This window comes from Actinomadura luzonensis (genome assembly GCF_022664455.2).
Lineage (GTDB): Bacteria > Actinomycetota > Actinomycetes > Streptosporangiales > Streptosporangiaceae > Nonomuraea > Nonomuraea luzonensis.
Map to the genome: position 1 here is coordinate 89776 of NZ_JAKRKC020000003.1, position 20649 is coordinate 110424.

Genomic DNA, 20649 nt, shown 5'->3' on the forward strand with positions numbered 1-20649 from the left:
CCGCTAGGCTTGCGCCCATGTCTGACCAGCATATCGACCCCGCGGGCAACACCCAGGCCTTCCGCGCCTTCGCTCAGGCGCGCGAGGAGGAGGCGGCCGCGGCGGCCAAGCCCAAGAAGTCGCCCCTGCTGCCCATCATCGCGGTCGTCCTGGGCATCGCGATCATCGGCGTGGTCGCCTTCCTGCTCCTGCGCTGACCCCGGGTCCCGTCGGGACGACCCGCCGCGGCGCCGTGGCGGTTTTTCGCCATTCCCTCATCCCGCTCATATGACCTACATTGGACATACCGTCCAATAGGAGGTCCACGCGTGCGTGAACAGCCAGGGATCGTGATCGTGGGTGCCGGCTTCGCCGGGATCTGCATGGCCGTGAAGCTGAAGGAAGCCGGGTACCACGACTTCGTCGTCCTGGAGAAGGCCGGCGAGCCGGGCGGGACCTGGCGCGACAACACCTACCCCGGATGCGCCTGCGACGTGCCGTCGCATATGTACTCCTACTCGTTCGAGCTGAATCCCGGCTGGTCGCGGATGTTCGCCCCGCAGGAGGAGATCCAGCGCTATCTGCGCTCGTGCGCGGACAAGTACGGCGTCACCCCGCACATCAGGCACGGCTCGGCCGTGACGGGCCTGGAGTACGACGACGGGCGCCGCTCGTGGACGGTGACCACCGAGGGCGGCGCGACCATGCGGGCCAACGCCGTGGTCAGCGCGATCGGCGCCCTCCACATCCCGAAATTTCCGGATATCCCGGGGCGGGAGGCGTTCGCCGGCCCCGCCTTCCACTCCGCCGCCTGGGACCACTCGGCGGACCTGACCGGCAAACGCGTCGCCGTCATCGGCACCGGCGCCTCGGCCGTCCAGATCGTCCCCCGGATCGCCCCCGAGGCCGCCCACGTGACGGTCTTCCAGCGCACGCCCCCGTGGCTGCACCCCAAGCCCGACTTCGCCTTCTCCCCCGCCGCCCGCCGCCTGCTGCGCCTGCCCGGCGCGGCCCGGGCCCTGCGCGACGGCATCTACTGGGCGCTGGAGACCCGGGCGCTCGGCTTCGCCGTGCACCCGAGCCTGATGGCCGCCCACGAGCGCCTGGCCCTGCGCCACCTGGAACGGCAGGTGCCCGACCCCGGCCTGCGCCGCGCCCTCACTCCCGGCTACCGGATCGGCTGCAAGCGCATCCTCATCTCCAGCGACTACTACCCCGCCCTGATGCGGGACGACGTCTCCCTCGTCACCGACGCGGTCACCGAGATCCGCGAGCGCTCGCTGCTGGACGCCGCCGGCCGCGAGCACCCCGCCGACGTGATCGTGTACGGCACCGGCTTCAAGGTCGTGGACGCCCTCGCCGGCCGGCACATCACCGGGCGCGGCGGGCGCCGGATCCAGGACGCCTGGAGCAAGGGCGTCGAGGCGTACTACGGGATCGCGACCAGCGGCTTCCCCAACCTGTTCTTCCTGCTCGGCCCCAACACCGGCCTCGGGCACAACTCGGTCGTGTTCATGATCGAGTCACAGGCCCGCTACGTCGTCGAGTGCCTGCGCCTGCTGTCCAGGACCCAGGCCAGGGCCCTGGACGTGCGCCAGGAGGCGCAGGCGGCCTTCAACCGCCGCCTGCGCGCCCGGCTCGACCCGATGGTGTGGAACGCGGGCGGCTGCCACTCCTGGTACCTGGACGAGCACGGCGTGAACCGGACGATCTGGCCGGGCTTCTCCTTCGAGTACTGGGCGCGTACGAGACGGGTGAAGCCCGGCGCCTACGAGCTCATCTACTAGGGCTGACCACCATCGCGCTGCCGCCGCCGCGCCGCGCCGGCTCGGCCACGGCCTGGACCCGGCCCCGGCCGAGGAGCTCCAGCCCCGTGGCCGCGCCGATCTCCGGGTTGAGCACGAGGCTGTGCCCGCGGGCCTCCAGCTCGCTCCGGTAGCGGTCCAGGAACGCCTGCTCGGCCTGCGTCTGCGCGGTGTTGCGCTGGGTGGCGCGCGGCGCGGCGAGCGCGTCCGGCAGGCTCATGCCGAACTCGTACCGGTTGACCAGGATCTGCAGCACGGTCGTGATGATCGTCGAGCCGCCGGGCGAGCCGACGGCCAGCACCGGCCGCTCGCCCTCGAACACCAGCGTGGGCGCCATCGACGAGCGGGGCCGCTTGCCGGGGCCGGGCAGGTTGGGGTCGCCGGGGGCCGGGCCGAAGGTGAAGTCGGTCAGCTCGTTGTTGAGCAGCACGCCGCGGCCGGGCACGACGATGCCGTTGCCGCCGGTGGACTCGATGGTGAGGTTGTAGGCGACGACGTTGCCCCAGCGGTCGGCGACGACCAGGTGCGTGGTCTCCGGGCCCTCGGCCGCGGTCGGCGTGGCGGTGCCGGTCGGCTGCGCGCACGGCCCGTACGAGCCGTCGGGGCTGCCGGGCGCGACCGGGCTGGTGAGCGCCCGCTCGCCGATCAGGCAGGCCCGCTCCTTGGCGAAGCCGTCGGACAGCAACTCCTTCAGCGGGACGCCGGGCAGGTCGCCGACGTAGGCGTTGCGGTCGGCGAAGGCCAGCCGCGAGGCCTCCAGGTACTCGTGCACGCCCACCTGCGGCAGCGCCTCCAGGATGTTGAGCGCCTCGCCGACCGTGGAGCCGCCCGAGGACGGGGGCGCCATGCCGTACACGTCGAGGCCCTTGAAGGTGACCTTGGTGGGCTCGCGGAGCAGGGCGCGGTAGGCCGTCAGGTCCGACAGCTCCATGAGGCCGGGGCGGACGTTGCGGGTGCTGCCCGGGGTGACCGGCGGCCGCTTGACGGTGGCCACGATCTCCTGGCCGAGCCGGCCGCCGTACAACCAGCCGGGGCCGCGCCTGGCCAGCTCGCGGTAGGTGTCGGCGAGCTCCGGGTTCCTGAAGACCGAGCCGACGGGCGGCGGCGCGCCGTTCGGCAGGTAGAGCTTGGCGGTGGAGGTGAAGTCCTTGAAGCGGGCGGCGTTGGCGGCGGTCTGGTCGTAGAAGGTCTGGTCCACGACGAAGCCCTTGGAGGCGACCTCGATCGCGGGCTGGAGCGCCTGCCGGAGCGAGAGCGTGCCGAACCGGCGCAGGGCCAGGTCCCAGGTGGCGAGCGTGCCGGGCACGCCGGCCGACAGGCCGCTGGTGACGCCCTCGTCGAACGGGATGCCCTCGAACGTGGTGGCCGTCATCGCCTTCGGGGCCGTCTCGCGGCCGTCGATGGTGTGGACCCTGCGCCGCGCGGCGTCGTAGTAGACCAGGAAGCCGCCGCCGGCCAGCCCGGCCGAGTACGGCTCGGTGACGCCCAGGACGGCTCCGGCGGCCACCGCGGCGTCCACGGCGTTGCCGCCCCGCCTCAGCACGGCGACGGCGGCCTTGGTGGCGTCGAGGTCGACGGTGGCGGCGGCGCCGCCGTACCCCTCGGCGACCGGGACCTTCTGCTGGGGCTCGGCGGCCAGGACGGGACCGGCCGGCACGAGCGCGATGAGGACTGCTGCTGCGGGAACGATCACTCGGCGCATGCCTCCCACGAAACACCAGCTACGCCCGGCGCGGTAGGGCCCCCTGCGACCTGGGGATGATGCGCTGGTCAGGGCGTTCATCTAGCGTTGACCCGTGCGCTCGAAGTCCGGCTTCGCCCCGTATCTCGCCCTCATCACGGCCGTCTTCCAGATCGTGCTGTCGCAGGGCGCGGAGTGGGGGCAGCGTGCCTTCAGGCAGCCGCTCGACCCGTGGGCGTACGCGTTGCTGCTGGCCGGGCCGCTGATGATCGTGGTGCACCGCAAGTACCCGATCCCCACGGCTCTGGTGGCCTTCGCGGCCGTGTACCTGTTCATCTGGGGCGGCTACCCCTATGGCGGCATCTTCATCTCGCCGATCGTCATGTTGTTCTGGCTGGTGTCGCGGCGGCACCGGCCGACCGCGTGGATCCTCGCCGGGGTGTCGCTGGCGCTGTTCATCGTCTACGCCTGGAGCACCCACCAGCCGCAGCGCGGCCTCTTCCACGACCTCGCGGTGTCCTCGTTCATCCTGCTCACCATGGTCGCGGCCGAGCTGGCCAGGATCGCCGGCGAGCGCCGCGCCCAGCAGCAGCGCGCGGCCGAGGAGGAGAGCCGCCGCCAGGCCAGCGAGGAGCGGCTGACGATGGCGCGGGAGTTGCACGACGTGCTCGCGCACAACATCTCGCTGATCCACGTGCAGGCCTCGACCGCGCTGCACCTCATGGACGATCATCCGGAGCAGGCCAGGACGGCCCTCGCGACCATCAAGACGGCCTCCAAAGAGGTGCTGGGCGAGATGCGCTCGGTGCTCAACGTGCTGCGCGACGGCGCGCCGCGCTCCCCCACGGCCGGGCTCGACCGGCTGGCGGAGCTGGTCGAGCGCTCCGGCCTGGAGGTGGAGCTGACGCGCGAGGGCTCGCGCCCGCTGCCGCCGGCGGTCGAGCGGGCCGCGTACCGGATCGTGCAGGAGTCGCTGACCAACGCCGGGCGCTACGCCCCGGGCTCGCCGGTCGCGGTGCGGCTGGAGTACGGCCCGCGCGAGCTGGTGGTGCGGGTGAGCGACACGGGCGCGACCCGGCCGGCCGTCCTGGCCGGGTCGGGCGGCGGCAACGGCATCCCCGGCATGCGCGAGCGTGCCGCCGCGCTCGGCGGCACGCTCGTCGCGGGCCCCTCAGGCACGGGCTTCCAGGTGGAGGCCCGGCTGCCCCTACCCGAGGAGACGACCTCATGATCAAGGTGCTGCTGGCCGACGACCAGGCGCTGGTCCGCGCGGGCTTCAAGGCGCTGCTGGACGCCCAGCCGGACATGACCGTGGTGGCCGAGGCCTCCGACGGGGCGGAGGCGGTGCGGCTGGCCGGGGAGCACGGGCCCGACGTGGTGCTGATGGACATCCGCATGCCCGGCACCGACGGCCTGACCGCCACCCGGCGGATGCCGGCGGGGCCGCGGATCATCATCCTGACCACGTTCGAGCTGGACGAGTACGTCTTCGAGGCGCTGCGCAGCGGCGCGAGCGGCTTCCTGGTCAAGGACACCGAGCCCGCCGAGCTGATCCAGGCCGTCCGGGTGGTGGCGGCCGGGGAGGCGCTGCTGTCGCCGAGCGTGACCCGCCGCCTGATCGCCGAGTACGCCTCCCGCGCCAAGGAGCCGGTCGCCGCCGACGGCCTCGACACGCTCACCGAGCGCGAGCGGGAGGTGTTGTCCCTGGTCGGCACCGGCATGACCAACGACGAGATCGCCGCCAAGCTCTTCATGTCGCCGGCCACGGCGAAGACCCACGTCAGCCGGACCATGATGAAGCTGCACGCGCGCGACCGGGCGCAGCTCGTCGTCATCGCCTACGAGTCGGGGCTGGTGCGGCCCGGCTGGCTTTGACGCCGATCCTGCTGTCAGTCTAGACTGACAGCATGGTGGAGAGCAGGGCAACGAGCGGGGACACGAGCACGGACCTGACCGAGCTGGCCGGGCGCATCAGGGCCCACGACCCCGCCCTCGGCCTCCGCGCCGTCGGCGCGCTGCACCGCCTGGCCGAGCAGGTCGAGGCCCTGTCGGTCGCGCAGGCCCGGGAGCAGGGCTGGACGTGGGAGCAGATCGGCGACGCCCTCGGCATGTCCCGCCAGTCCGTGCACGCCAAGTACGGGAAGTGAGGGGATCACGATGTTCGGCAGGGAGAAGAGCCCGTTCGCGGTGGTCGTGAAGTCCGCCCTGGAGGAGGCGAGGCAGCGCGGCGACCGCCGGCTCGGCACCGAGCACCTGCTGCTGGGCCTGCTGCACCACCCGGAGTCGGCGCGGGCGCTCGGCGTCGGGGTGGAGGGGGCGCGGGCCGCGCTCGACGACCTCGACAGGGAGGCGCTGGGCATGCTCGGCCTGGACGTCGGCGACGTGCCGCGCACCCCGCGCAAGCACCCCCCGGTGCCCGGCACCGCGCTCACCTCCAGCGCGCGGGCCGTCATCAACCGGGCGATCAAGCAGACCACCGCGAGGACGCGCTCGGCCGCCGCGCCGCGGGAGATCGCCCTCGCGCTGCTCGCCCAGGGCCGCCCCGACCCGGTCGCGCAGCTCGTGGACCGGCTCGGCATCGACCGCGCCGCCGTCCGCGCCCGCCTCGCCTGACGATATTCGGTTGATCCGGCCGCCGCGGGCGGGTCATGGTCGGAGGATGCGGCGCACGTACGACGACCTGGTCCACGAGGCCGCCACGGTCTCCGTGGACGGCTGGGACTTCTCCTGGCTGAACGGCCGGGCCACCGAGGAACGCCCCTCCTGGGGCTACTCCCGGCTGCTCGCCGGGCGCATGGCGGCCGCGCGGGCCGCGCTCGACCTGCAGACCGGCGGCGGCGAGATCCTGGCCGGGGTGCCGGTGCTGCCGCCGGTGACCGTGGCCACCGAGTCCTGGCCGCCCAACCTCGAGCTGGCCGCCTCCCGGTTGCGCCCGCGCGGCGCCCGGGTGGTGGCCGACGACGGGTCGGAGCGGCTGCCGTTCGCGGGCGGCGTCTTCGACCTGGTCACCGCCCGGCACCCGGTGCGCACCCACTGGCCGGAGATCGCCCGGGTGCTCGCCCCCGGCGGCTCCTACCTGTCCCAGCAGGTCGGGCCGCGCACCGTCTTCGAGCTGGCCGAGTGGTTCCTCGGCCCGCTCGACGGCTCGGCCCGCGACGTCGGCGCGGCCAGGGCGGCCGCCGAGGCCGCCGGGCTGCGCGTGGTCGACCTGCGCTTCGAGCGGCTGCGGATGGAGTTCGGCGACATCGGCGCGGTGGTCTACTTCCTGCGCAAGGTCATCTGGATCGTGCCGGGCTTCTCCGTCGAGCGGTACGCCGGCCGGCTGCGCGCGCTGCACGAGCGCATCGAGGCCGAGGGCCCGTTCGTCGCTCACTCCAGCCGTTTCCTCATCGAGGCGAGGAGGCCCGGTGGCCCGGCTGCGTGACCTCGTTGTCGACTGCCGGCACCCCGCCTCGCTGGCCCGGTTCTGGGCGGCGGCGCTCGACGGCTACGCGGTGGCGCCGTACGACGAGGCCGAGCTGGCCCGGCTGCGCGCCGAGGGCGTCGACGACCCCGAGGACGACCCGACGGTGCTGCTGGAGGGCGGGCCGCCGCGCCTGTGGTTCCAGCGGGTGCCCGAGCGGAAGGTCGTCAAGAACCGGCTCCACCTCGACCTCCAGGCCGCCGACCAGGCCGCCGAGGTGGCCAGGCTGACCGCCCTGGGCGCCGCCGTGCAGGCCGTCCACGACTCGTGGGTGACGATGACCGACCCCGAGGGCAACGAGTTCTGCGTGTTCTGACGGCGGCTACCCCGGCGGGCGTACGGGGCGCGCCGCCGCGCACTCCGCCGGGCGCAGCGCGAGCGGCGACCGGCGGACGATTCGCCGCGGCCTCCTTCCGCGGACCCTGGAGGTACCACGACAAAGGAGGAGAACATGCACACGATCGCGCTGCTGACGCCCCACTGGGGCGGCGGCTTCTGGCCGGTCTTCCCGGCCCTGTGGGGGCTGTTCTGGATCGCCGTCGTCGCCCTGGCCGTCACGGCCCGGCGCCGCGGCTGGTGGGGGCCGCGCCGCCCGCAGGCGGCGGCTCCAGCGGCGCCGACGGCGGGCGCGGAGCAGATCCTCGCCGAACGGTACGCGCGGGGCGAGATGAGCGACGACGAGTACTTCGAGAAGATGTCCGTGCTCCGGAACGCCTCCGCGTAAACGTCACCAACCGTGCGAGATCTGTCACTGGCCGCATCCGCCGGAGCGCACTACCGTACAGGTATGCGATCCGGCACGGAGCGCGTCCCCTGAGCGCCGAAGCCGCCGCCCTGCTCGCCGGCGGGGTGGCCGCGGGGCTGGTGGCGGGCACCGCGACGTGCGCCGCCACCCAGGGCGGCCTGCTGATGGGGCTGGTCGGCCGGGGCGGCGACCCGGCGGCGGTGGGGTGGTTCCTGGCGGGGCGGCTGGCGTCGTACACGCTGGCCGGGGCGCTGCTGGGGCTGCTCGGCTCGGCCGTCAGCCTGCCGCCCGCGGCCCGCGCCGTGCTGCTCGTCGCGGCCGGCGTGGTGGTGATCGTGTTCGCGGTGCGGATGTTGCGGCGCGGGCACTGCGCGGCGCGGCCCGGGCGGGAGGTCTCCCGGCTCAGGGCGCCGCTGCTCGGCGCGGCCACCGTCCTGGTGCCGTGCGGCATGACGATCGGCATGGAGATGATCGCCGTCTCCAGCGGCTCGCCGCTGGAGGGGGCGGCGGCCATGGCGGGGTTCGTGGCCGGCACCGCTCCCGCGTTCGCGCTGCTCGGGTACGTGCTGCGGCGCATCTCCCGCACCCGCCTGGCCAGGGCGGCCGCCGTGGTCGCGATCGCCGCCGGCCTCTGGACCGCCGGCGCCGGGCTCAACCTGGCCGGCTGGCTGCCCGCCGCCGCCCCCGACGCCGCCGGACCGGTCTCCCCTGTGGTCACCGTGTGGGCCACGCGCACCGGCTACCGCCCGGCCCTGGTGACCGTCCCCGCGAACACGCCGGTCGAGATCGTCTTCAAGGTGGCCGACCGGGGCTGCACCAGCACCGTCAGCATCGCCGGGCGCGACGTCGCGCTCCCGGCCACCGTGCGCCTGCCGCCGCGGCCGCCCGGCACGCTGCGCTACGTCTGCGGCATGGGCATGTACACCGGGTTCGTCGACTTCCGGTGACCCCAGCCGCGCGTTGTCGGCGATTACCGTTCGCGATCGGATGATCACGTGCCAGTCTGTGCCCTATGGTGTGGCAAGGAGAGGTGGCGGCGCCCGCCGTGCCGGCGCCGCGAACGGGCGAGGAGCCCGAGCTGCTGACCGCCGCCCTCACGGGTGACCCGGAGGCCGCGCACCGGCTCGGCAGGCTCTACGCCCAGCACGGCGACCGCGCGTCCGCCCGGCAGTGGTGGGAGCTGGCCGCCGCCGCCGGCAACGTCGACAGCGCCTTCAACCTCGGCATCTGGCACGAGAAGCACGGCAGCCTGGAGGAGGCCGTCACCTGGTACGAGAGCGCCGCCGTCACCGGCGACGCCGAGGCCGCCGCCAACCTCGCCACGCTCCTGCTGGAGCAGCGCGGCGACGTGGCGGGCGCCCGCCGCTGGTACGAGCTGGCCGCCCGGGCCGGCTCCCGGGTCGCCGCCCGCCGGCTGGCGCTGGTCTGCGAGGACGCCGGCGAGCAGGCCGCGGCGCGCGAGTGGCACCGCCGCGCGGCCGGCGAGGGCGACACCGCCTCCGCCCACGACCTCGGCTTCCTCGCCTACGCCGCCGGCGAGGACGAGGAGACCGTGCGGTGGTGGGAGTTCGCCGCCCGGGGCGGCCACGTCGAGTCCGCCTACTGCATGGGCCTCTACCTGGACGCCTGCCGCGACCCGGAGGGCGCCGAGGCGTACTACCGGCTGGCCGCCAGGAGCGAGCACCCGGGCGCGGCCTCCTGGCTCGGCGGCATCGCGCTGTCCAGGGGCGACCTCCGCACCGCGCGGGCCTGGTACGAGCGCGCCGCCAACGCCGGCCGCGTCGACGACCAGCGCATGGCCGGGTTCGTCTGCGTCGAGCTGGGCGACTGCGGGACGGCCGGCCACTGGTTCGGCCGGGCCGCGGCCGGCGGCGACGCCGAGGCCGCCTTCACCTACGGGCTGCTGCTCATCGCCGAGTTCGGCGACCTGGCCGGGGGGCGGCACTGGTTCGGGCAGGCGGCGCGGGCCGGCCACCACGGGGCCGCGGTCGAGCTGGGCGGGCTGCTGACGGCCTCCGGCGAGCTGGGCGAGGCCCACCGGTGGCTGTCCGACCCGCCGCCGCCCGTCTGGGCCCGGCCGGCCGAGCCCGAGCTGGCCGCGCGGGCCGAGCTCGCCGCCGCCGCCACCGGGCGGCGGGGCGGCGAGGCGCTGGACGCGGCCGGGCTCACCGAGATCCTGGCCACCTGGGACCTGATGACCAGGCCGCTGCACGACCACTCCGACGTGGTGGGCTGGCTGGTGCGGCGCAGCGGGGCGCACACCAGCGCGGTCGAGCACCTGGCGTCGGTGCGCGGCACGCTGCTGCGCCCCGGCACCGCGCCGTGGCCGAGCCCGGCGGAGGTGCAGCACGTCCTGGCCACCGCCCGCGACCTGCGCGGGCGGCTCGGCCTGGAGTGACCTACAGCACCTCGGCCACCGGGGTGAACGGCAGGCCGAGGGCCTCGGCGACGGGCTGGTTCGTCAGCCGGCCGTCGTGCGTGTTGAGGCCGGCGGCGAGGGCCGCGTCGGCCCGCAGGGCCTCCCGCCAGCCCAGGTTGGCCAGCTTGACCGCGTACGGGAGGGTGGCGTTGGTCAGGGCGTAGGTGGAGGTGTTGGCCACCGAGCCCGGCATGTTGGCCACGCAGTAGAAGATCGACTCGTGCACCTTGTACGTCGGCTCGGCGTGCGTGGTCGGACGCGAGTCCTCGAAGCAGCCGCCCTGGTCGATGGCGATGTCGACCAGCACCGAGCCCGGCCGCATCCGGCTGACCAGGTCGTTGCTGACCAGCGTCGGGGCCTTGGCGCCGGGGATCAGCACCGCGCCGATCACCAGGTCGGCCTGCAGCACCTCCTGCTCGATGGCGTACCGGGTGGAGACGAGGGTCTTCAGCCGGCCCTGGTAGATGGCGTCGATGTGGCGGAGCCGGTCGACGTTGGTGTCGAGGACGGTGACGTCCGCGCCCATGCCGACCGCGATCTGGGCCGCGTTCAGCCCGGACACGCCGCCGCCGATGACGACGACCTTGGCCGGCGCCACGCCGGGCACGCCGCCGGGCAGGACGCCGCGCCCGCCGTTGAAGCGCATGAGGTTGTAGGCGCCGACCTGGGGGGCGAGCCGCCCCGCGACCTCGGACATGGGGGCGAGCAGCGGCAGGCTGTGGCCGACCTGGACGGTCTCGTACGCGATGCCGGTGGTCCTGGCGCCCAGCAGGGCGTCGGTGCAGGCCCGGGAGGCGGCCAGGTGCAGGTACGTGAACAGCACCAGGCCCTCGCGCAGCCGGTGGTACTCCTCGGCGATGGGCTCCTTGACCTTGAGCACCATCTCCGCCTCGCCCCAGACGGCGTCGGCGGTGTCGAGGATCTTGGCGCCGGCGGAGAGGTACTCCTCGTCCGTGATGTGCGAGCCGAGGCCCGCGCCGCGCTGGACCATGACGTCGTGGCCGTTGCGCACCAGTTCGTGGACGCCTGCGGGTGTGGCGGCCACGCGGTACTCGTGGTTCTTGACCTCGGCAGGGACGCCGATCTTCATGGCGGTGGATCCTTTCGGGAGCCGGCACGCCGTCGTGCCGGGCTGAGGGGTGCTGGAGGAGCTCAGATGCGCGTCCACGCCTCGGTGAGCACGCCGCGCAGGATGGAGCCGATCTCCTCGAACTCCCGCGGGCCCGCGATCAGCGGAGGCGCGAGCTGGATGACGGGGTCGCCGCGGTCGTCGGCCCGGCAGTAGAGCCCGGCGTCGAACAGCGCCTTGGACAGGAAGCCGCGCAGCAGCCGCTCGGACTCGTCGGCGTCGAAGGTCTGCTTGGTCGCCTTGTCCTTGACCAGCTCGATGCCCCAGAAGTAGCCGGAGCCGCGCACGTCGCCGACGATGGGCAGGTCGCGCAGCTCGTCCAGGGTCTTCTGGAACAGCGGCTCGTTCCTGGTGACGTGGCCGAGGAGGTCCTCGCGCTCGAAGATGTCGAGGTTGGCGAGGGCGACGGCGGCCGAGACGGGGTGCCCGCCGAAGGTGTAGCCGTGGGCGAACATGGTGTCGCCGTCCTTGAACGGCTCGAACAGCCGCTCGTGCGCGATCATCGCGCCGATGGGCGAGTAGCCGCTGGTCATGCCCTTGGCGCAGGTGATGATGTCGGGCACGTAGTCGAACTTCTGGCCGCCGAACATGGTGCCGAGCCGGCCGAAGGCGCAGATCACCTCGTCGGAGACGAGCAGGACGTCGTACTCGTCGCAGATCTCGCGCAGCCGCTGGAAGTAGCCGGGGGGCGGCGGGAAGCAGCCGCCGGCGTTCTGCACGGGCTCGGCGAAGACGGCGGCCACCGTGTCGGGACCCTCCATCTCGATGGCGCGGGCCACGCGGTCGGCCGCCCAGATGCCGTACTGCTCGGGGGTCATGCCGGGGACGCCGGTGATCTCGTCGGCGCGGTAGTGGTTGGTGTTCGGGACGCGGACGGAGCCGGGCACCAGCGGCTCGAACATCTGCTTGAACGCCGGGATGCCGGTGATCGACAGGGCGCCCTGCGGGGTGCCGTGGTAGGCGATCTGGCGGCTGATGACCTTGTGCTTGAGCGGCTTGCCGACGAGCTTGTAGTACTGCTTGGCGAGCTTCCAGGCGGTCTCGACGGCCTCGCCGCCGCCGGTGGTGAAGAAGACGCGGTTGAGCTCGCCCGGGGTGTGCGCGGCCAGGCGCTGGGCCAGCTCGGCGGCCTTGGGGTGGGCGTAGGACCACAGAGGGAAGAAGGCCAGCTCCTGGGCCTGCTTGGCGGCCGCCTCGGCGAGCTCCTGGCGGCCGTGGCCGACCTGGACGACGAAGAGCCCGGCCAGGCCGTCGAGGTAGCGCCTGCCGTGGATGTCGTAGACGTAGGACCCCTCACCGCGCACGATGGTGGGGATCTCGGACTGCTGGTAGGCGCTGTGTCGCGTGAAGTGCAACCACAGGTTGTCTTGCGCGGCCTTCAGGACGTCGTGTTCCGGCTGCGTCATGGCTATCTTCCCTCGTCTCTGAACTGACCCAAGTTTGCCTGTTCACGCAGGGTTTGCCAAGCGAATCGGTCGCAGCACTGTGCAAGAAAATCGAGATCCGCAGAAGCGCTCTGTAACAGCAACGAAATCCGCATTGTAGATTTGGCCCTGTCACCCTGTCCGTTTCATCCCGTTTACCGGTTTGCGTCCCAGGTCGGCGAGCGGGTGTGATCCAATGAGACGCAAACTGTCCAGCTTCGACGAGAACAACCCCCGGGGGAACGTCCCGTGACTCCTGACCAGATAGAGAGCGCCGTCGCCGCCTCGATGCCCCAGACCGTCGAGGACCTGAAGCGGCTGGCCGCCATCCCTTCCGTGGCCTTCCCTGGGCACCCCGAGGAGCCGGTCTTCGCCGCCGCCGCGCTGACCGAGGAGCTGCTGCGCTCCGCCGGCCTGCCGCACGTCCAGCAGGTGGCCGTCGAGGGCAGCTTCCCCGCGGTCTACGCCGAGGCCCCCGCCCCGCCCGGCGCGCCCACCGTGCTGCTGTACGCGCACTACGACGTGCAGCCCGCCGGCGACCCGGCCGCCTGGCGCACGCCGCCGTTCGAGCCGACCCTCATCGACGGCCGCCTGTACGGCCGGGGCACCGCCGACGACAAGTCCGGCGTCATGTCCCACGTCGCCGCCCTGCGCGCCTTCCGCGGCCGGTTCCCGGTCGGGATCAAGGTCATCGTGGAGGGCCAGGAGGAGTACGCCGGCGAGCGACTGGAGGCGTTCGTCGAGCGCAACCCCGACCTGCTGCGCGCCGACGCCGTCGTGGTCGCCGACACCGGCAACCCGCGCGTGGGCGACCCGGCCGTCACCACGTCGCTGCGCGGCATGGCCGCCTTCACCATCGAGGTCCGCACGCTGCGCGAGCCGGTCCACAGCGGCTCGGCCGGCGGCGCCGCGCCCGACGCGCTGGCCGCCCTCATGCGCATGCTGACCTCGCTGCACGACGACAACGGCGACGTCCGCGTCCCGGGCCTGCCGCGCGGCGCCTTCCTCGGGCAGGGGCCGTCGGAGGAGGAGTTCAGGAAGACGGCGGGCGTCCTCGACGGGGTTTCGCTGGTGGGCTCGGGCTCGCTGGCCGACCGCCTCTGGTCGTCCTTCGCCATCACCGTCACCGGCCTGGACGTCCCCTCGGTCGCGCAGGCCGTCAACGCGGTGCAGCCGGTGGCCAGGGCCCGCGTGACGGTCCGCGTCCCGCCGGCCGGCGACCCGAAGACGACCGTCAACGCCGTCGTGGACTTCCTGCGCCAGGTGGCCCCGTGGGGCGTGCAGGTCGGCTTCGGCGACTTCACCGTCGGCTCCGGCTTCCAGGCCGACTCCGGCGGCACCGCCCGCGCCGCGCTCAACCGCGCCATGGAGCGCGCCTTCGGCCGCCCGCCGCGCGACGTCGGCGCCGGCGGCTCGATCCCGCTGGTCAACACGCTGCTGCGGCAGTTCCCCGCGGCCGAGATCCTGCTGTTCGGCGCCGAGGACGAGGACGCCGGCTGCCACGCCCCGAACGAGCGGGTCGACCTGGAGGAGCTGCGCAAGGTCGCCACCACCGAGGCCCTGTTCCTCCTCGAACTCGGCTCCCCCGCCTCCTGACCCGACCTCAGCCGGCCGCCCCGGGGGGCGCGTCCTCCAGCAGCTCGCGGTGGGCGGGCTGGAGGCCCTCCGGGAGGTCGTCGGGGAGGCACCAGCGGGCTTCGAGGATCTCCAGGGGGTCGAGCCGGAGCGTGCCGCCCGTCAGGACGGCCGCGTAAGCGATCTCGGCGCGCAGCGCGTAGCCGCTGCGGACCCGCAGGAGGCGGCCGACGCGCACGTCCAGGCCGGTCTCCTCGCGGACCTCGCGCCGGACGGTCTCCTCGAACGTCTCCCCCCGCCGCGCGTAGCCCGTGGGGAAGCCCCAGGGGCGCCTCTCCGGCCACAGCCGGTGCCGGAGCACGAGCAGCCGTCCTTCGCCGTCGCGCACCAGGCCCGTGACGCCGACCATGAACGTGGCGTGCGTGAGCCACACCAGCCGCCACCGCAGCCGGCCGCCCAGCAGCCGCCACACCCGGACGAGTAGCCGTGTCACCGCGCTCCTTAGCGACTCGATCATCGGTACGTTCCCGCGCCATAGTTTCTCGTCATGGACTGGAACGGTTGGCACGACGAGTACGACCGCCCCGGCTCGCGGCTGGCGCGGCGGCTGGCAGTGGTACAGGAGCGCGTCAGGGCGGCGCTGGACGCGGCGCCCGGCGGGCCGGTGCGGGTGATCAGCATGTGCGCGGGGCAGGGCCGGGACGTCATCCCCGTGCTGGCCGGGCATCCGCGGCGGGCGGACGTGCGGGCGCGGCTGGTGGAGCTCGACCCCCGCAACTGCGAGGTGGCCAGGGCGGCCGCCGCGGCGCACGGGCTCGACCAGGTCGAGGTGGTGGCGGGCGACGCCGCGCTGACGGGCGGGTACGCGGGCCTGGCGCCGGCGGGGCTCGTCCTGGCCTGCGGGATCTTCGGCAACGTCACCGACGAGGACGTGCGGCGGACCATCGGCTTCTTCCCGCGCCTGTGCGCGAGCGGGGGCAGGGTGATCTGGACCCGGCACCGCGAGGAGCCCGACCTGGTACCGCGCATGTGCGGGTGGTTCGAGGAGGACGGCTTCGAGCTGGAGTGGGTGTCGGAGCCCGGCGCCGGGTATGGGGTCGGCGTCCACCGGTTCACCGGGACGCCCCTGCCGCTGGAGGGCACGGAGCGGATGTTCCGGTTCGTCGGGTACGACCGGCTGCGCTGAGCGGGCGCGCGCCGGTCACAGGTCGACGAGGTCGAGGAGGCGGCCGGCCTGGGCCTCGTCGGCGGCGGCCAGGGCGATGCCCTTGACGAGGGTCAGCAGGTCGCGGACGTCGAGGCCCGGGCGGGCCGCGCCGGCGTCCTTGGCGGCGTCCAGCAGGGCCGAGGCGGTGGCGAGCATGACCGCGTGCCACTCGGCGAGCCGGTGCGAGCGCTCGTCGTCCGTGACGGCCTGGGCCAGGTCGCGCTTGGCCGAGACGTGCGTCATGAACAGCCGCAGCCACGCGCGCAGGGCCTCGGCGGGCCGCCCTTCGGCGAGCAGGGCCTCGCCGCGGGCGCAGAGCTGGGTGACCTCGTCGGCGTAGACCGCCACCAGCAGGTCGGAACGGGTCGGGAAATGCCGGTACATGGTGGCGTTGCCCACGCCGGCGCGGCGGGCCACCTCGTCGAGGGGCGCGCCGGTGCCCTTCTCGGCGAACACGCGGGCGGCGGCGGCGAGGAGCAGGTCGTGGTTGCGCTGCGCGTCGGCGCGGCGCGGGCGGGCGTTGCTAATCGGGGACATCCCCGGTTAGTGTAGCCGCACCGAAAAAACGGGGAGTTCCCCACTTAGCGCCGGGAGGCGGCATGCGGGCAGGAGAGGTGCACCGGCGGGTCGTGGAGCTGTACCCGGAGGTGCTGGCCGGGCGAGGCATGGAGGAGGCCCTGGGGTACATCGACCCGGACGTGGTGGACCACCGGGGCGGCACCGAGGGCGACCACCACGGGATCGGGGCCTGGCGGGAGAAGTGGGAGCGGATGGTCACCGGCGGGGGCGGCGGCTTCCACGACGTGTCGGTCGTCATCGAGCGGAACGTCGCCACCGACGACCTGTCGGCCAACGTCTACCTGAGCCGCGGCACGCACACCGCGACCGGCCGGCGGTACGAGGTGCGCGGGCTGGACATGGTGCGGGTGCGGGACGGGCGGATCGTGGAGCACTGGGCGGTGCGGGACGCGGTCGCGATGCGGCACCAGCTCGGCCTGGACGGCTGAAGCGTCAGTGGTCGGTGGCGTGGTGGCGGGTGTTGGTGTGGACGAGACGCAGGCCCGCCTCCACCAGGGCCCAGCCGAGGCGCGCCCGCCAGGGGGACGACCCGCTCTCGCGGGCGGCCTGGGCGGCGGCGCGGTGGCGGGCGGCCGCGGCGTGCAGCTCGCGGGCTCGGGCCTTCTCGGCGTACAGGTACAGGTCCGGATCCATCGGGTCAGTCCTCCTGGTCCGTGGTCGGGGGTGTGGTGCGGGTCTCACGAGCGGAAGGGGAAGCCGTACATGTGGACGGCGACGCTCTCGCGCCCCTCCGTCTCGCCCGCCGCCTGGGCCGCCTTGCCGTGCGCCCGCCAGCGGGAGGCGACCTCCCGCAGCTCCTCGGCGAGGCGGCCCAGCTCGTCGGGGGTGAGCCACATCAGGTATTCCGAGGAGAAGGCGGCGTCGCGCCACACGTGGTCCCAGGCCATCTGGGCGTCGAGGTAGCCCTCGTACAGGTCGTGCTGCTGCCGGGCGTGCGCGCGGCTCAGCGCGGTGTGGGCGGCGACCGCCTCGGGGCTGTCGCGGAAGTCCTCGTCCCTCGTGGAGATGCTGTCGGCGACCGGGCGCCACCAGCGCTCGCGGGCGTCGCCGCCGGATCCCGGCGCCTCCTCGATGAGGCCGTGCGCGGCCAGCTTGCGCAGGTGGTAGCTGACCAGGCTGACGGCCTCGTCCACCTGCTCGGCGAGGTGCGAGGCGGTGGCCGTGCCCGCGAGGTAGAGCGCCCGGTAGAGCTTCATGCGCAGCGGGTGCCCCAGGGCCTTGAGCGTGTCGAGGTCCTTGACGCGGCGGATCTTCTCGGCGGCCATGACTCCACCATAGACGCGAAAGGGAAGTTGCGCAAATATTTTTGCGCAGTTGGCCGCGCACCTGCGGCGCAGGCGCTCGCGGGGCCGGCAGGGCGCCTCCTTCTACGGCGGCGGCCGAGGCCTCTCAGCCGACCGGCAGGTCGTAGACGCGGCGGACGCTGCTGCCGAGCCGGCTCACGTCCGCCCCGTAGACGTGCACGGAGACGCCGACCTCGTCGCTGATGTTGGTGACCTTGTGGATGTCGCCGGGCGGGGCGAACCCGCTGACCTCGCCGGGCCGGTTGTCGGCGCGGCCGAGCTCGCGCAGGTGGTCGCCCATGTCGCGGTACAGGGTCTCGTGCTCGATGCCGCTGAGGACGGCGAAGGCGCACCACGAGACGTGGTCGTGGATGACGGTGCCCTGGCCGGGCCGCCAGACCACGGCGACGACGGAGAAGTCCGGCTCGGCGTGCAGCAGGTGGGAGGCGTACCGGTCGGGCGCGCCGGCGCGTTCGGCGGGCGTGAGCAGGTCGAGGCCGGGCGGGTGGGCGCGGAGCACGTCGGCGACGGCGTACGCGGTCCGCCTGGACCCGAGCCGCCGGGCGACGACGGCGGAGACCTCGGCGACGAGCGGGTCGAGGCCCGGCCGGGCGGCGGCGGTGACGACCGTATTCATGTGAACCCCCTAGGGAAAGCCGTTAATCATCCTTCCCCCTCCACAGTGCCTTGAGCTGCACCCATAGGTCCAACAGAAGTCTTCTGTCCCATCCATAGATACGATTGATGGATGCTGGACGTCGTCCGCCTGCGCGTGCTCCTCGCCGTCGCCCGCAAGGGCTCGCTCACCGCCGCCGCCAAGGAGCTGCACTACTCGCAGCCGTCCGTGAGCCACCACCTGGCCAGGCTGGAGGCCGAGACCGGGGCGCGGCTGATCCAGCGGGCGGGCCGGGGCATCCGGCTCACCGAGGCGGGCCGGCTGCTGGCCGAACGCGCCGCCGAGATCATCGGCCGCCTCGACGACACCGCCGAGGAGCTGGCCGCGCACGTGGGCCTGCGCTCGGGGCGGGTGCGCCTGGCGGCCTTCCCGTCCGCGCTCGGCACGTTCGTCCCGAAGGCCGCGCTCCACCTCAGGGCCGAGCACCCCGGGCTGCGCCTGCACCTCACCGAGACCGAGCCGCCGGAGGCGCTGCGGCTGCTGCGCGCGGGCCGGGTGGACGTCGCGGTCGTCTTCCGCTACGACGACACCGCACCCGAGGACCGCGGCATCACCATGATCCCCCTGCTGGACGACCCGTCCTACCTGGTGTCCGACCGGCCCGTCGCCGGCGACCTGGCCCGGCACGCCGACGCGTCCTGGATCGCCGGCTGCGACCGCTGCCGCAGCCACCTCCTCGACGTGTGCGACAAGGCGGGCTTCGCCCCGCGCATCTCGTTCACCAGCGACGACATCGTGGCGGTGCAGGCGCTGGTGGCGGCCGGGCTCGGCCTCACCATGCTGCCCGGCCTCGCCCTGCGCGCCCACCGCCACCCGGACGTCGAGGTCACCGAGATCCCGGCCTCCACGCGGCACGTGTACGCGGCCGTGTACGGCGACCCGCCCCACCCGCCGGCCACCGCCGCGCTGCTGGCCGCGCTGCGCAAAAACCTTTGACGGCCTGCCTACGATGCCCTCATGCCGGATATTTCGACACTCGCCCTCTTCTGCGTGGCCACGCTCGGTCTGCTCGTCGTCCCCGGGCCGGCCGTCGTCTACATCGTCACCCGCAGCGTCACCCAGGGCCGCGGCGCCGGCCTGATCTCCGTGCTCGGCGTGCACACCGGCTCCATCGTGCACGTGGCCGCCGCGGCGCTCGGCATCAGCGCGCTGCTGGCCGCCTCCGCCACGGCGTTCACCGTCGTCAAGTACGTCGGCGTCGCCTACCTCGTCTGGCTCGGCGTGCGCAAGCTGATGCGGCGCGACGACGGCGGCGCGGAGCCGCTGGAGCCGCAGGCGCAGTCGAAGCGGCGGCTGTTCTGGCAGGGCTTCGTGGTGAACGTGCTCAACCCCAAGACCGCGATCTTCTTCCTGGCGTTCCTGCCGCAGTTCACCGACCCGGCCGCCGGGCCCGTCGGCCCGCAGATCCTGCTGCTCGGGCTGCTGTGGATGGTGCTCGGCATGGCCTCCGACGGCACGTACGCGATGCTCTCCTCCGCCCTGGCGGGGCGGGTGCGGGGCTCCTCGCGGGTCCGGCGGCGGCTGGACGTGGGCAGCGGGCTCGTGTACCTCGGGCTGGCCGCCTGGCTCACGACCGAGAAGGCATGACAAGCCAGGAAATTTCTGTCCCGTGATGCGATAGTGAAAACAAGCGCTGATCGGGGGGACGGCATCCTCGGGCGTCCCTCACAGGTTCCAAGGCGGCTCCCATGGACACGCCACCGCACCGCCTCGGGCCCGAGCGGGCCGCCGAGGTTCACTCGGGTCGCGACGACCTCGTCGGCGTGACCGGCTCGGGCTGGGCGATCGGCGCCGGCCTCGTGCTGACCGGCGCCGACGTGGTGGCGGCCGGAGCGCCCTGCCGGGTGCGGGCCGCGTCGTCGGAGCGCTGGGAGCCGGCCGAGGAGGTGTGGCGGGGACGCGGCGCGACCGCCGCGGCGCTGCTGCGGGTGCCCGGCGCCCCTGGCGGGACGTCCCCGGCATCGATCACGTGCGCTGGGCCCGCCCGGGCGGCGGCCGGCTGCGCTGCGCGGCCACCGCGTTCGCCGGGGCCCGCGACCCCAGGACGGTCGCCGGGACGGTGGACCCGCCGGCGGGCGGACCCGCCGGGGCGGTGGCCAAGGCGCTGCCCGTCACCGTGACGGCCGCGCCGCCGATCGCGCTGTGGGAGGGCCTGGCCGGGGCCGCGCTGCTCGCCGAGCCCGCCGGGCAGATCCTCGGGGTGGTCGTCGCCGGGCGCGACGGCTACGCGCGGCGGCGGCTCGACGTCGTCCCCGCCACGGCGCTGCTGGGCGACGAACGCTTCCGCGAGGTGGCCGGGGTGGCCCCGGGACGGCTGGAGACCGTCGCGGAGAACGACCCCGCCGTGGTGCTGCCGGAGCTGCTGGACCCGTGGCGGGCGGAGCTGCCGCCCGACCCCCCGGACTGGCGGCTGCTCGCGCCGCGGCACGCGGTAGTGCCGTTCCTCGGCCGCCAGGAGGAGCTGGCCCGGCTGCGGGAGTGGGCCGCCGGGCCCGCCGCGCTGTCGATCGCGGTGGTGAGCGGGCGCGACGGCACCGGACGCGGCCGGCTGGCCGGGCAGCTCTGCGGCGAGCTGGGGCGGGCCGGGTGGGACGCCGGGTTCCTGCCGCTGGACGCCGTCTGCGAGGTGCTGTGCGCGCACCCGGACGCCGGGCGGGTGCGGCTGGAGGCGCTGCGGCCGACGC

General features: G+C 74.0%; 25 protein-coding genes. 16 read left to right on the forward strand and 9 right to left on the reverse strand.

What is annotated here, in order from left to right:
- Positions 1 to 17 precede the first annotated feature (17 nt).
- On the forward strand, positions 18 to 197 hold the full coding sequence (locus MF672_RS45460) for a hypothetical protein (protein ID WP_242374648.1): 180 nt from the start codon (positions 18 to 20) through the stop codon (positions 195 to 197).
- Positions 198 to 308: 111 nt separating this feature from the next.
- A complete protein-coding gene (locus MF672_RS45465) occupies positions 309 to 1766 on the forward strand; it encodes a flavin-containing monooxygenase (protein WP_242374649.1) in 1458 nt (485 codons plus the stop codon).
- Here MF672_RS45465 and MF672_RS45470 read toward each other — a convergent pair.
- Positions 1756 to 3486: a gamma-glutamyltransferase family protein gene (locus tag MF672_RS45470; RefSeq protein WP_242374650.1), complete on the reverse strand. Its 1731-nt coding sequence runs from the start codon at positions 3484 to 3486 to the stop codon at positions 1756 to 1758. The two genes, MF672_RS45465 and MF672_RS45470, sit on opposite strands and share 11 nt — an antisense overlap.
- A gap of 94 nt (positions 3487 to 3580) precedes the next feature.
- On the opposite strand from MF672_RS45470, the gene MF672_RS45475 reads away from it, so the two are divergent.
- The 9 genes from MF672_RS45475 (at position 3581) to MF672_RS45515 (ending at position 10071) form a co-directional block, all read left to right on the forward strand.
- A complete protein-coding gene (locus tag MF672_RS45475; RefSeq protein WP_242374651.1) occupies positions 3581 to 4696 on the forward strand; it encodes a sensor histidine kinase in 1116 nt (371 codons plus the stop codon).
- Positions 4693 to 5340, forward strand: a complete 648-nt coding sequence (locus MF672_RS45480; protein ID WP_242374652.1) for a response regulator — start codon at positions 4693 to 4695, stop codon at positions 5338 to 5340. Before MF672_RS45475 ends, MF672_RS45480 begins: the two co-directional genes overlap by 4 nt.
- A 32-nt stretch (positions 5341 to 5372) precedes the next feature.
- On the forward strand, positions 5373 to 5612 hold the full coding sequence (locus tag MF672_RS45485; RefSeq protein WP_242374653.1) for a helix-turn-helix domain-containing protein: 240 nt from the start codon (positions 5373 to 5375) through the stop codon (positions 5610 to 5612).
- A gap of 10 nt (positions 5613 to 5622) precedes the next feature.
- Positions 5623 to 6078 (forward strand): Clp protease N-terminal domain-containing protein, encoded by a 456-nt coding sequence (locus MF672_RS45490; protein ID WP_242374654.1) that lies wholly within the window; start codon positions 5623 to 5625, stop codon positions 6076 to 6078.
- Positions 6079 to 6124: 46 nt separating this feature from the next.
- On the forward strand, positions 6125 to 6889 hold the full coding sequence (locus MF672_RS45495; protein ID WP_242374655.1) for a class I SAM-dependent methyltransferase: 765 nt from the start codon (positions 6125 to 6127) through the stop codon (positions 6887 to 6889).
- On the forward strand, positions 6873 to 7244 hold the full coding sequence (locus tag MF672_RS45500; RefSeq protein ID WP_242374656.1) for a VOC family protein: 372 nt from the start codon (positions 6873 to 6875) through the stop codon (positions 7242 to 7244). The genes MF672_RS45495 and MF672_RS45500 overlap by 17 nt, the downstream gene beginning before the upstream one ends.
- A 135-nt stretch (positions 7245 to 7379) precedes the next feature.
- Positions 7380 to 7652 (forward strand): SHOCT domain-containing protein, encoded by a 273-nt coding sequence (locus MF672_RS45505; protein ID WP_242374657.1) that lies wholly within the window; start codon positions 7380 to 7382, stop codon positions 7650 to 7652.
- Positions 7653 to 7777: 125 nt separating this feature from the next.
- Positions 7778 to 8620, forward strand: coding sequence for a sulfite exporter TauE/SafE family protein (locus tag MF672_RS45510; RefSeq protein ID WP_242374658.1), 843 nt, complete (start codon positions 7778 to 7780; stop codon positions 8618 to 8620).
- 65 nt (positions 8621 to 8685) lie between these two features.
- A complete protein-coding gene (locus MF672_RS45515) occupies positions 8686 to 10071 on the forward strand; it encodes a tetratricopeptide repeat protein (RefSeq protein WP_242374659.1) in 1386 nt (461 codons plus the stop codon).
- Between the two features lies 1 nt (position 10072).
- Here MF672_RS45515 and ald read toward each other — a convergent pair whose 3' ends face one another.
- Together ald and MF672_RS45525 are read right to left on the reverse strand one after the other, a co-directional pair.
- Positions 10073 to 11182: an alanine dehydrogenase gene (gene ald, locus MF672_RS45520; RefSeq protein ID WP_242374660.1), complete on the reverse strand. Its 1110-nt coding sequence runs from the start codon at positions 11180 to 11182 to the stop codon at positions 10073 to 10075.
- A gap of 62 nt (positions 11183 to 11244) precedes the next feature.
- Positions 11245 to 12627, reverse strand: a complete 1383-nt coding sequence (locus MF672_RS45525; RefSeq protein WP_242374661.1) for an aspartate aminotransferase family protein — start codon at positions 12625 to 12627, stop codon at positions 11245 to 11247.
- 267 nt (positions 12628 to 12894) lie between these two features.
- On the opposite strand from MF672_RS45525, the gene MF672_RS45530 reads away from it, so the two are divergent.
- Positions 12895 to 14241 carry a M20/M25/M40 family metallo-hydrolase gene (locus MF672_RS45530; protein WP_242374662.1) on the forward strand — a complete coding sequence of 449 codons (1347 nt, stop codon included), beginning with the start codon at positions 12895 to 12897 and terminating at the stop codon, positions 14239 to 14241.
- 7 nt (positions 14242 to 14248) lie between these two features.
- Here the strand turns inward: MF672_RS45530 and MF672_RS51665 are convergent, their stop codons facing one another.
- Complete coding sequence (locus MF672_RS51665; RefSeq protein WP_302893401.1) at positions 14249 to 14713, reverse strand: NUDIX domain-containing protein; 465 nt, start codon at positions 14711 to 14713, stop codon at positions 14249 to 14251.
- 54 nt (positions 14714 to 14767) lie between these two features.
- On the opposite strand from MF672_RS51665, the gene MF672_RS45540 reads away from it, so the two are divergent.
- Positions 14768 to 15406: a class I SAM-dependent methyltransferase family protein gene (locus tag MF672_RS45540; RefSeq protein ID WP_242374663.1), complete on the forward strand. Its 639-nt coding sequence runs from the start codon at positions 14768 to 14770 to the stop codon at positions 15404 to 15406.
- A 15-nt stretch (positions 15407 to 15421) separates the two neighbouring features.
- Here MF672_RS45540 and MF672_RS45545 read toward each other — a convergent pair whose 3' ends face one another.
- Entirely contained in the window at positions 15422 to 15964 is a 543-nt protein-coding gene (locus MF672_RS45545; protein WP_242374664.1) for a TetR/AcrR family transcriptional regulator, read from the reverse strand.
- 62 nt (positions 15965 to 16026) lie between these two features.
- Here MF672_RS45545 and MF672_RS45550 point away from each other — a divergent pair, with 62 nt between their 5' ends.
- Complete coding sequence (locus tag MF672_RS45550; RefSeq protein WP_242374665.1) at positions 16027 to 16434, forward strand: ester cyclase; 408 nt, start codon at positions 16027 to 16029, stop codon at positions 16432 to 16434.
- A gap of 4 nt (positions 16435 to 16438) precedes the next feature.
- Here the strand turns inward: MF672_RS45550 and MF672_RS45555 are convergent, their stop codons facing one another.
- The 3 genes from MF672_RS45555 to MF672_RS45565 all read right to left on the reverse strand — a co-directional run bounded on the left by MF672_RS45555 (position 16439) and on the right by MF672_RS45565 (position 17926).
- Positions 16439 to 16639 (reverse strand): hypothetical protein, encoded by a 201-nt coding sequence (locus MF672_RS45555; protein ID WP_242374666.1) that lies wholly within the window; start codon positions 16637 to 16639, stop codon positions 16439 to 16441.
- A gap of 44 nt (positions 16640 to 16683) precedes the next feature.
- Positions 16684 to 17271 carry an ArsR/SmtB family transcription factor gene (locus MF672_RS45560; protein WP_242374667.1) on the reverse strand — a complete coding sequence of 196 codons (588 nt, stop codon included), beginning with the start codon at positions 17269 to 17271 and terminating at the stop codon, positions 16684 to 16686.
- Positions 17272 to 17395: 124 nt separating this feature from the next.
- Complete coding sequence (locus tag MF672_RS45565; RefSeq protein WP_242374668.1) at positions 17396 to 17926, reverse strand: cysteine dioxygenase family protein; 531 nt, start codon at positions 17924 to 17926, stop codon at positions 17396 to 17398.
- Positions 17927 to 18037: 111 nt separating this feature from the next.
- Here MF672_RS45565 and MF672_RS45570 point away from each other — a divergent pair, with 111 nt between their 5' ends.
- Both MF672_RS45570 and MF672_RS45575 read left to right on the forward strand, forming a co-directional pair.
- Complete coding sequence (locus MF672_RS45570; protein WP_242374669.1) at positions 18038 to 18901, forward strand: LysR family transcriptional regulator; 864 nt, start codon at positions 18038 to 18040, stop codon at positions 18899 to 18901.
- Between the two features lie 21 nt (positions 18902 to 18922).
- Positions 18923 to 19552 carry a LysE family translocator gene (locus MF672_RS45575; RefSeq protein WP_242374670.1) on the forward strand — a complete coding sequence of 210 codons (630 nt, stop codon included), beginning with the start codon at positions 18923 to 18925 and terminating at the stop codon, positions 19550 to 19552.
- 148 nt (positions 19553 to 19700) lie between these two features.
- Here MF672_RS45575 and MF672_RS45580 read toward each other — a convergent pair whose 3' ends face one another.
- On the reverse strand, positions 19701 to 19934 hold the full coding sequence (locus MF672_RS45580) for a hypothetical protein (protein WP_247815781.1): 234 nt from the start codon (positions 19932 to 19934) through the stop codon (positions 19701 to 19703).
- Positions 19935 to 20649: the final 715 nt, after the last annotated feature.

Coding starts and splice junctions, on each gene's coding strand:
- MF672_RS45460 (WP_242374648.1), top strand. CDS start 18: ATGTCTGACCAGCATATCGACCCCGCGGGCAACACCCAGGCCTTCCGC.
- MF672_RS45470 (WP_242374650.1), bottom strand. CDS start 3,486: ATGCGCCGAGTGATCGTTCCCGCAGCAGCAGTCCTCATCGCGCTCGTG.
- MF672_RS45480 (WP_242374652.1), top strand. CDS start 4,693: ATGATCAAGGTGCTGCTGGCCGACGACCAGGCGCTGGTCCGCGCGGGC.
- MF672_RS45485 (WP_242374653.1), top strand. CDS start 5,373: ATGGTGGAGAGCAGGGCAACGAGCGGGGACACGAGCACGGACCTGACC.
- MF672_RS45490 (WP_242374654.1), top strand. CDS start 5,623: ATGTTCGGCAGGGAGAAGAGCCCGTTCGCGGTGGTCGTGAAGTCCGCC.
- MF672_RS45495 (WP_242374655.1), top strand. CDS start 6,125: ATGCGGCGCACGTACGACGACCTGGTCCACGAGGCCGCCACGGTCTCC.
- MF672_RS45505 (WP_242374657.1), top strand. CDS start 7,380: ATGCACACGATCGCGCTGCTGACGCCCCACTGGGGCGGCGGCTTCTGG.
- MF672_RS45515 (WP_242374659.1), top strand. CDS start 8,686: ATGGTGTGGCAAGGAGAGGTGGCGGCGCCCGCCGTGCCGGCGCCGCGA.
- ald (WP_242374660.1), bottom strand. CDS start 11,182: ATGAAGATCGGCGTCCCTGCCGAGGTCAAGAACCACGAGTACCGCGTG.
- MF672_RS45525 (WP_242374661.1), bottom strand. CDS start 12,627: ATGACGCAGCCGGAACACGACGTCCTGAAGGCCGCGCAAGACAACCTG.
- MF672_RS45540 (WP_242374663.1), top strand. CDS start 14,768: ATGGACTGGAACGGTTGGCACGACGAGTACGACCGCCCCGGCTCGCGG.
- MF672_RS45545 (WP_242374664.1), bottom strand. CDS start 15,964: ATGTCCCCGATTAGCAACGCCCGCCCGCGCCGCGCCGACGCGCAGCGC.
- MF672_RS45550 (WP_242374665.1), top strand. CDS start 16,027: ATGCGGGCAGGAGAGGTGCACCGGCGGGTCGTGGAGCTGTACCCGGAG.
- MF672_RS45555 (WP_242374666.1), bottom strand. CDS start 16,639: ATGGATCCGGACCTGTACCTGTACGCCGAGAAGGCCCGAGCCCGCGAG.
- MF672_RS45560 (WP_242374667.1), bottom strand. CDS start 17,271: ATGGCCGCCGAGAAGATCCGCCGCGTCAAGGACCTCGACACGCTCAAG.
- MF672_RS45565 (WP_242374668.1), bottom strand. CDS start 17,926: ATGAATACGGTCGTCACCGCCGCCGCCCGGCCGGGCCTCGACCCGCTC.
- MF672_RS45570 (WP_242374669.1), top strand. CDS start 18,038: ATGCTGGACGTCGTCCGCCTGCGCGTGCTCCTCGCCGTCGCCCGCAAG.
- MF672_RS45575 (WP_242374670.1), top strand. CDS start 18,923: ATGCCGGATATTTCGACACTCGCCCTCTTCTGCGTGGCCACGCTCGGT.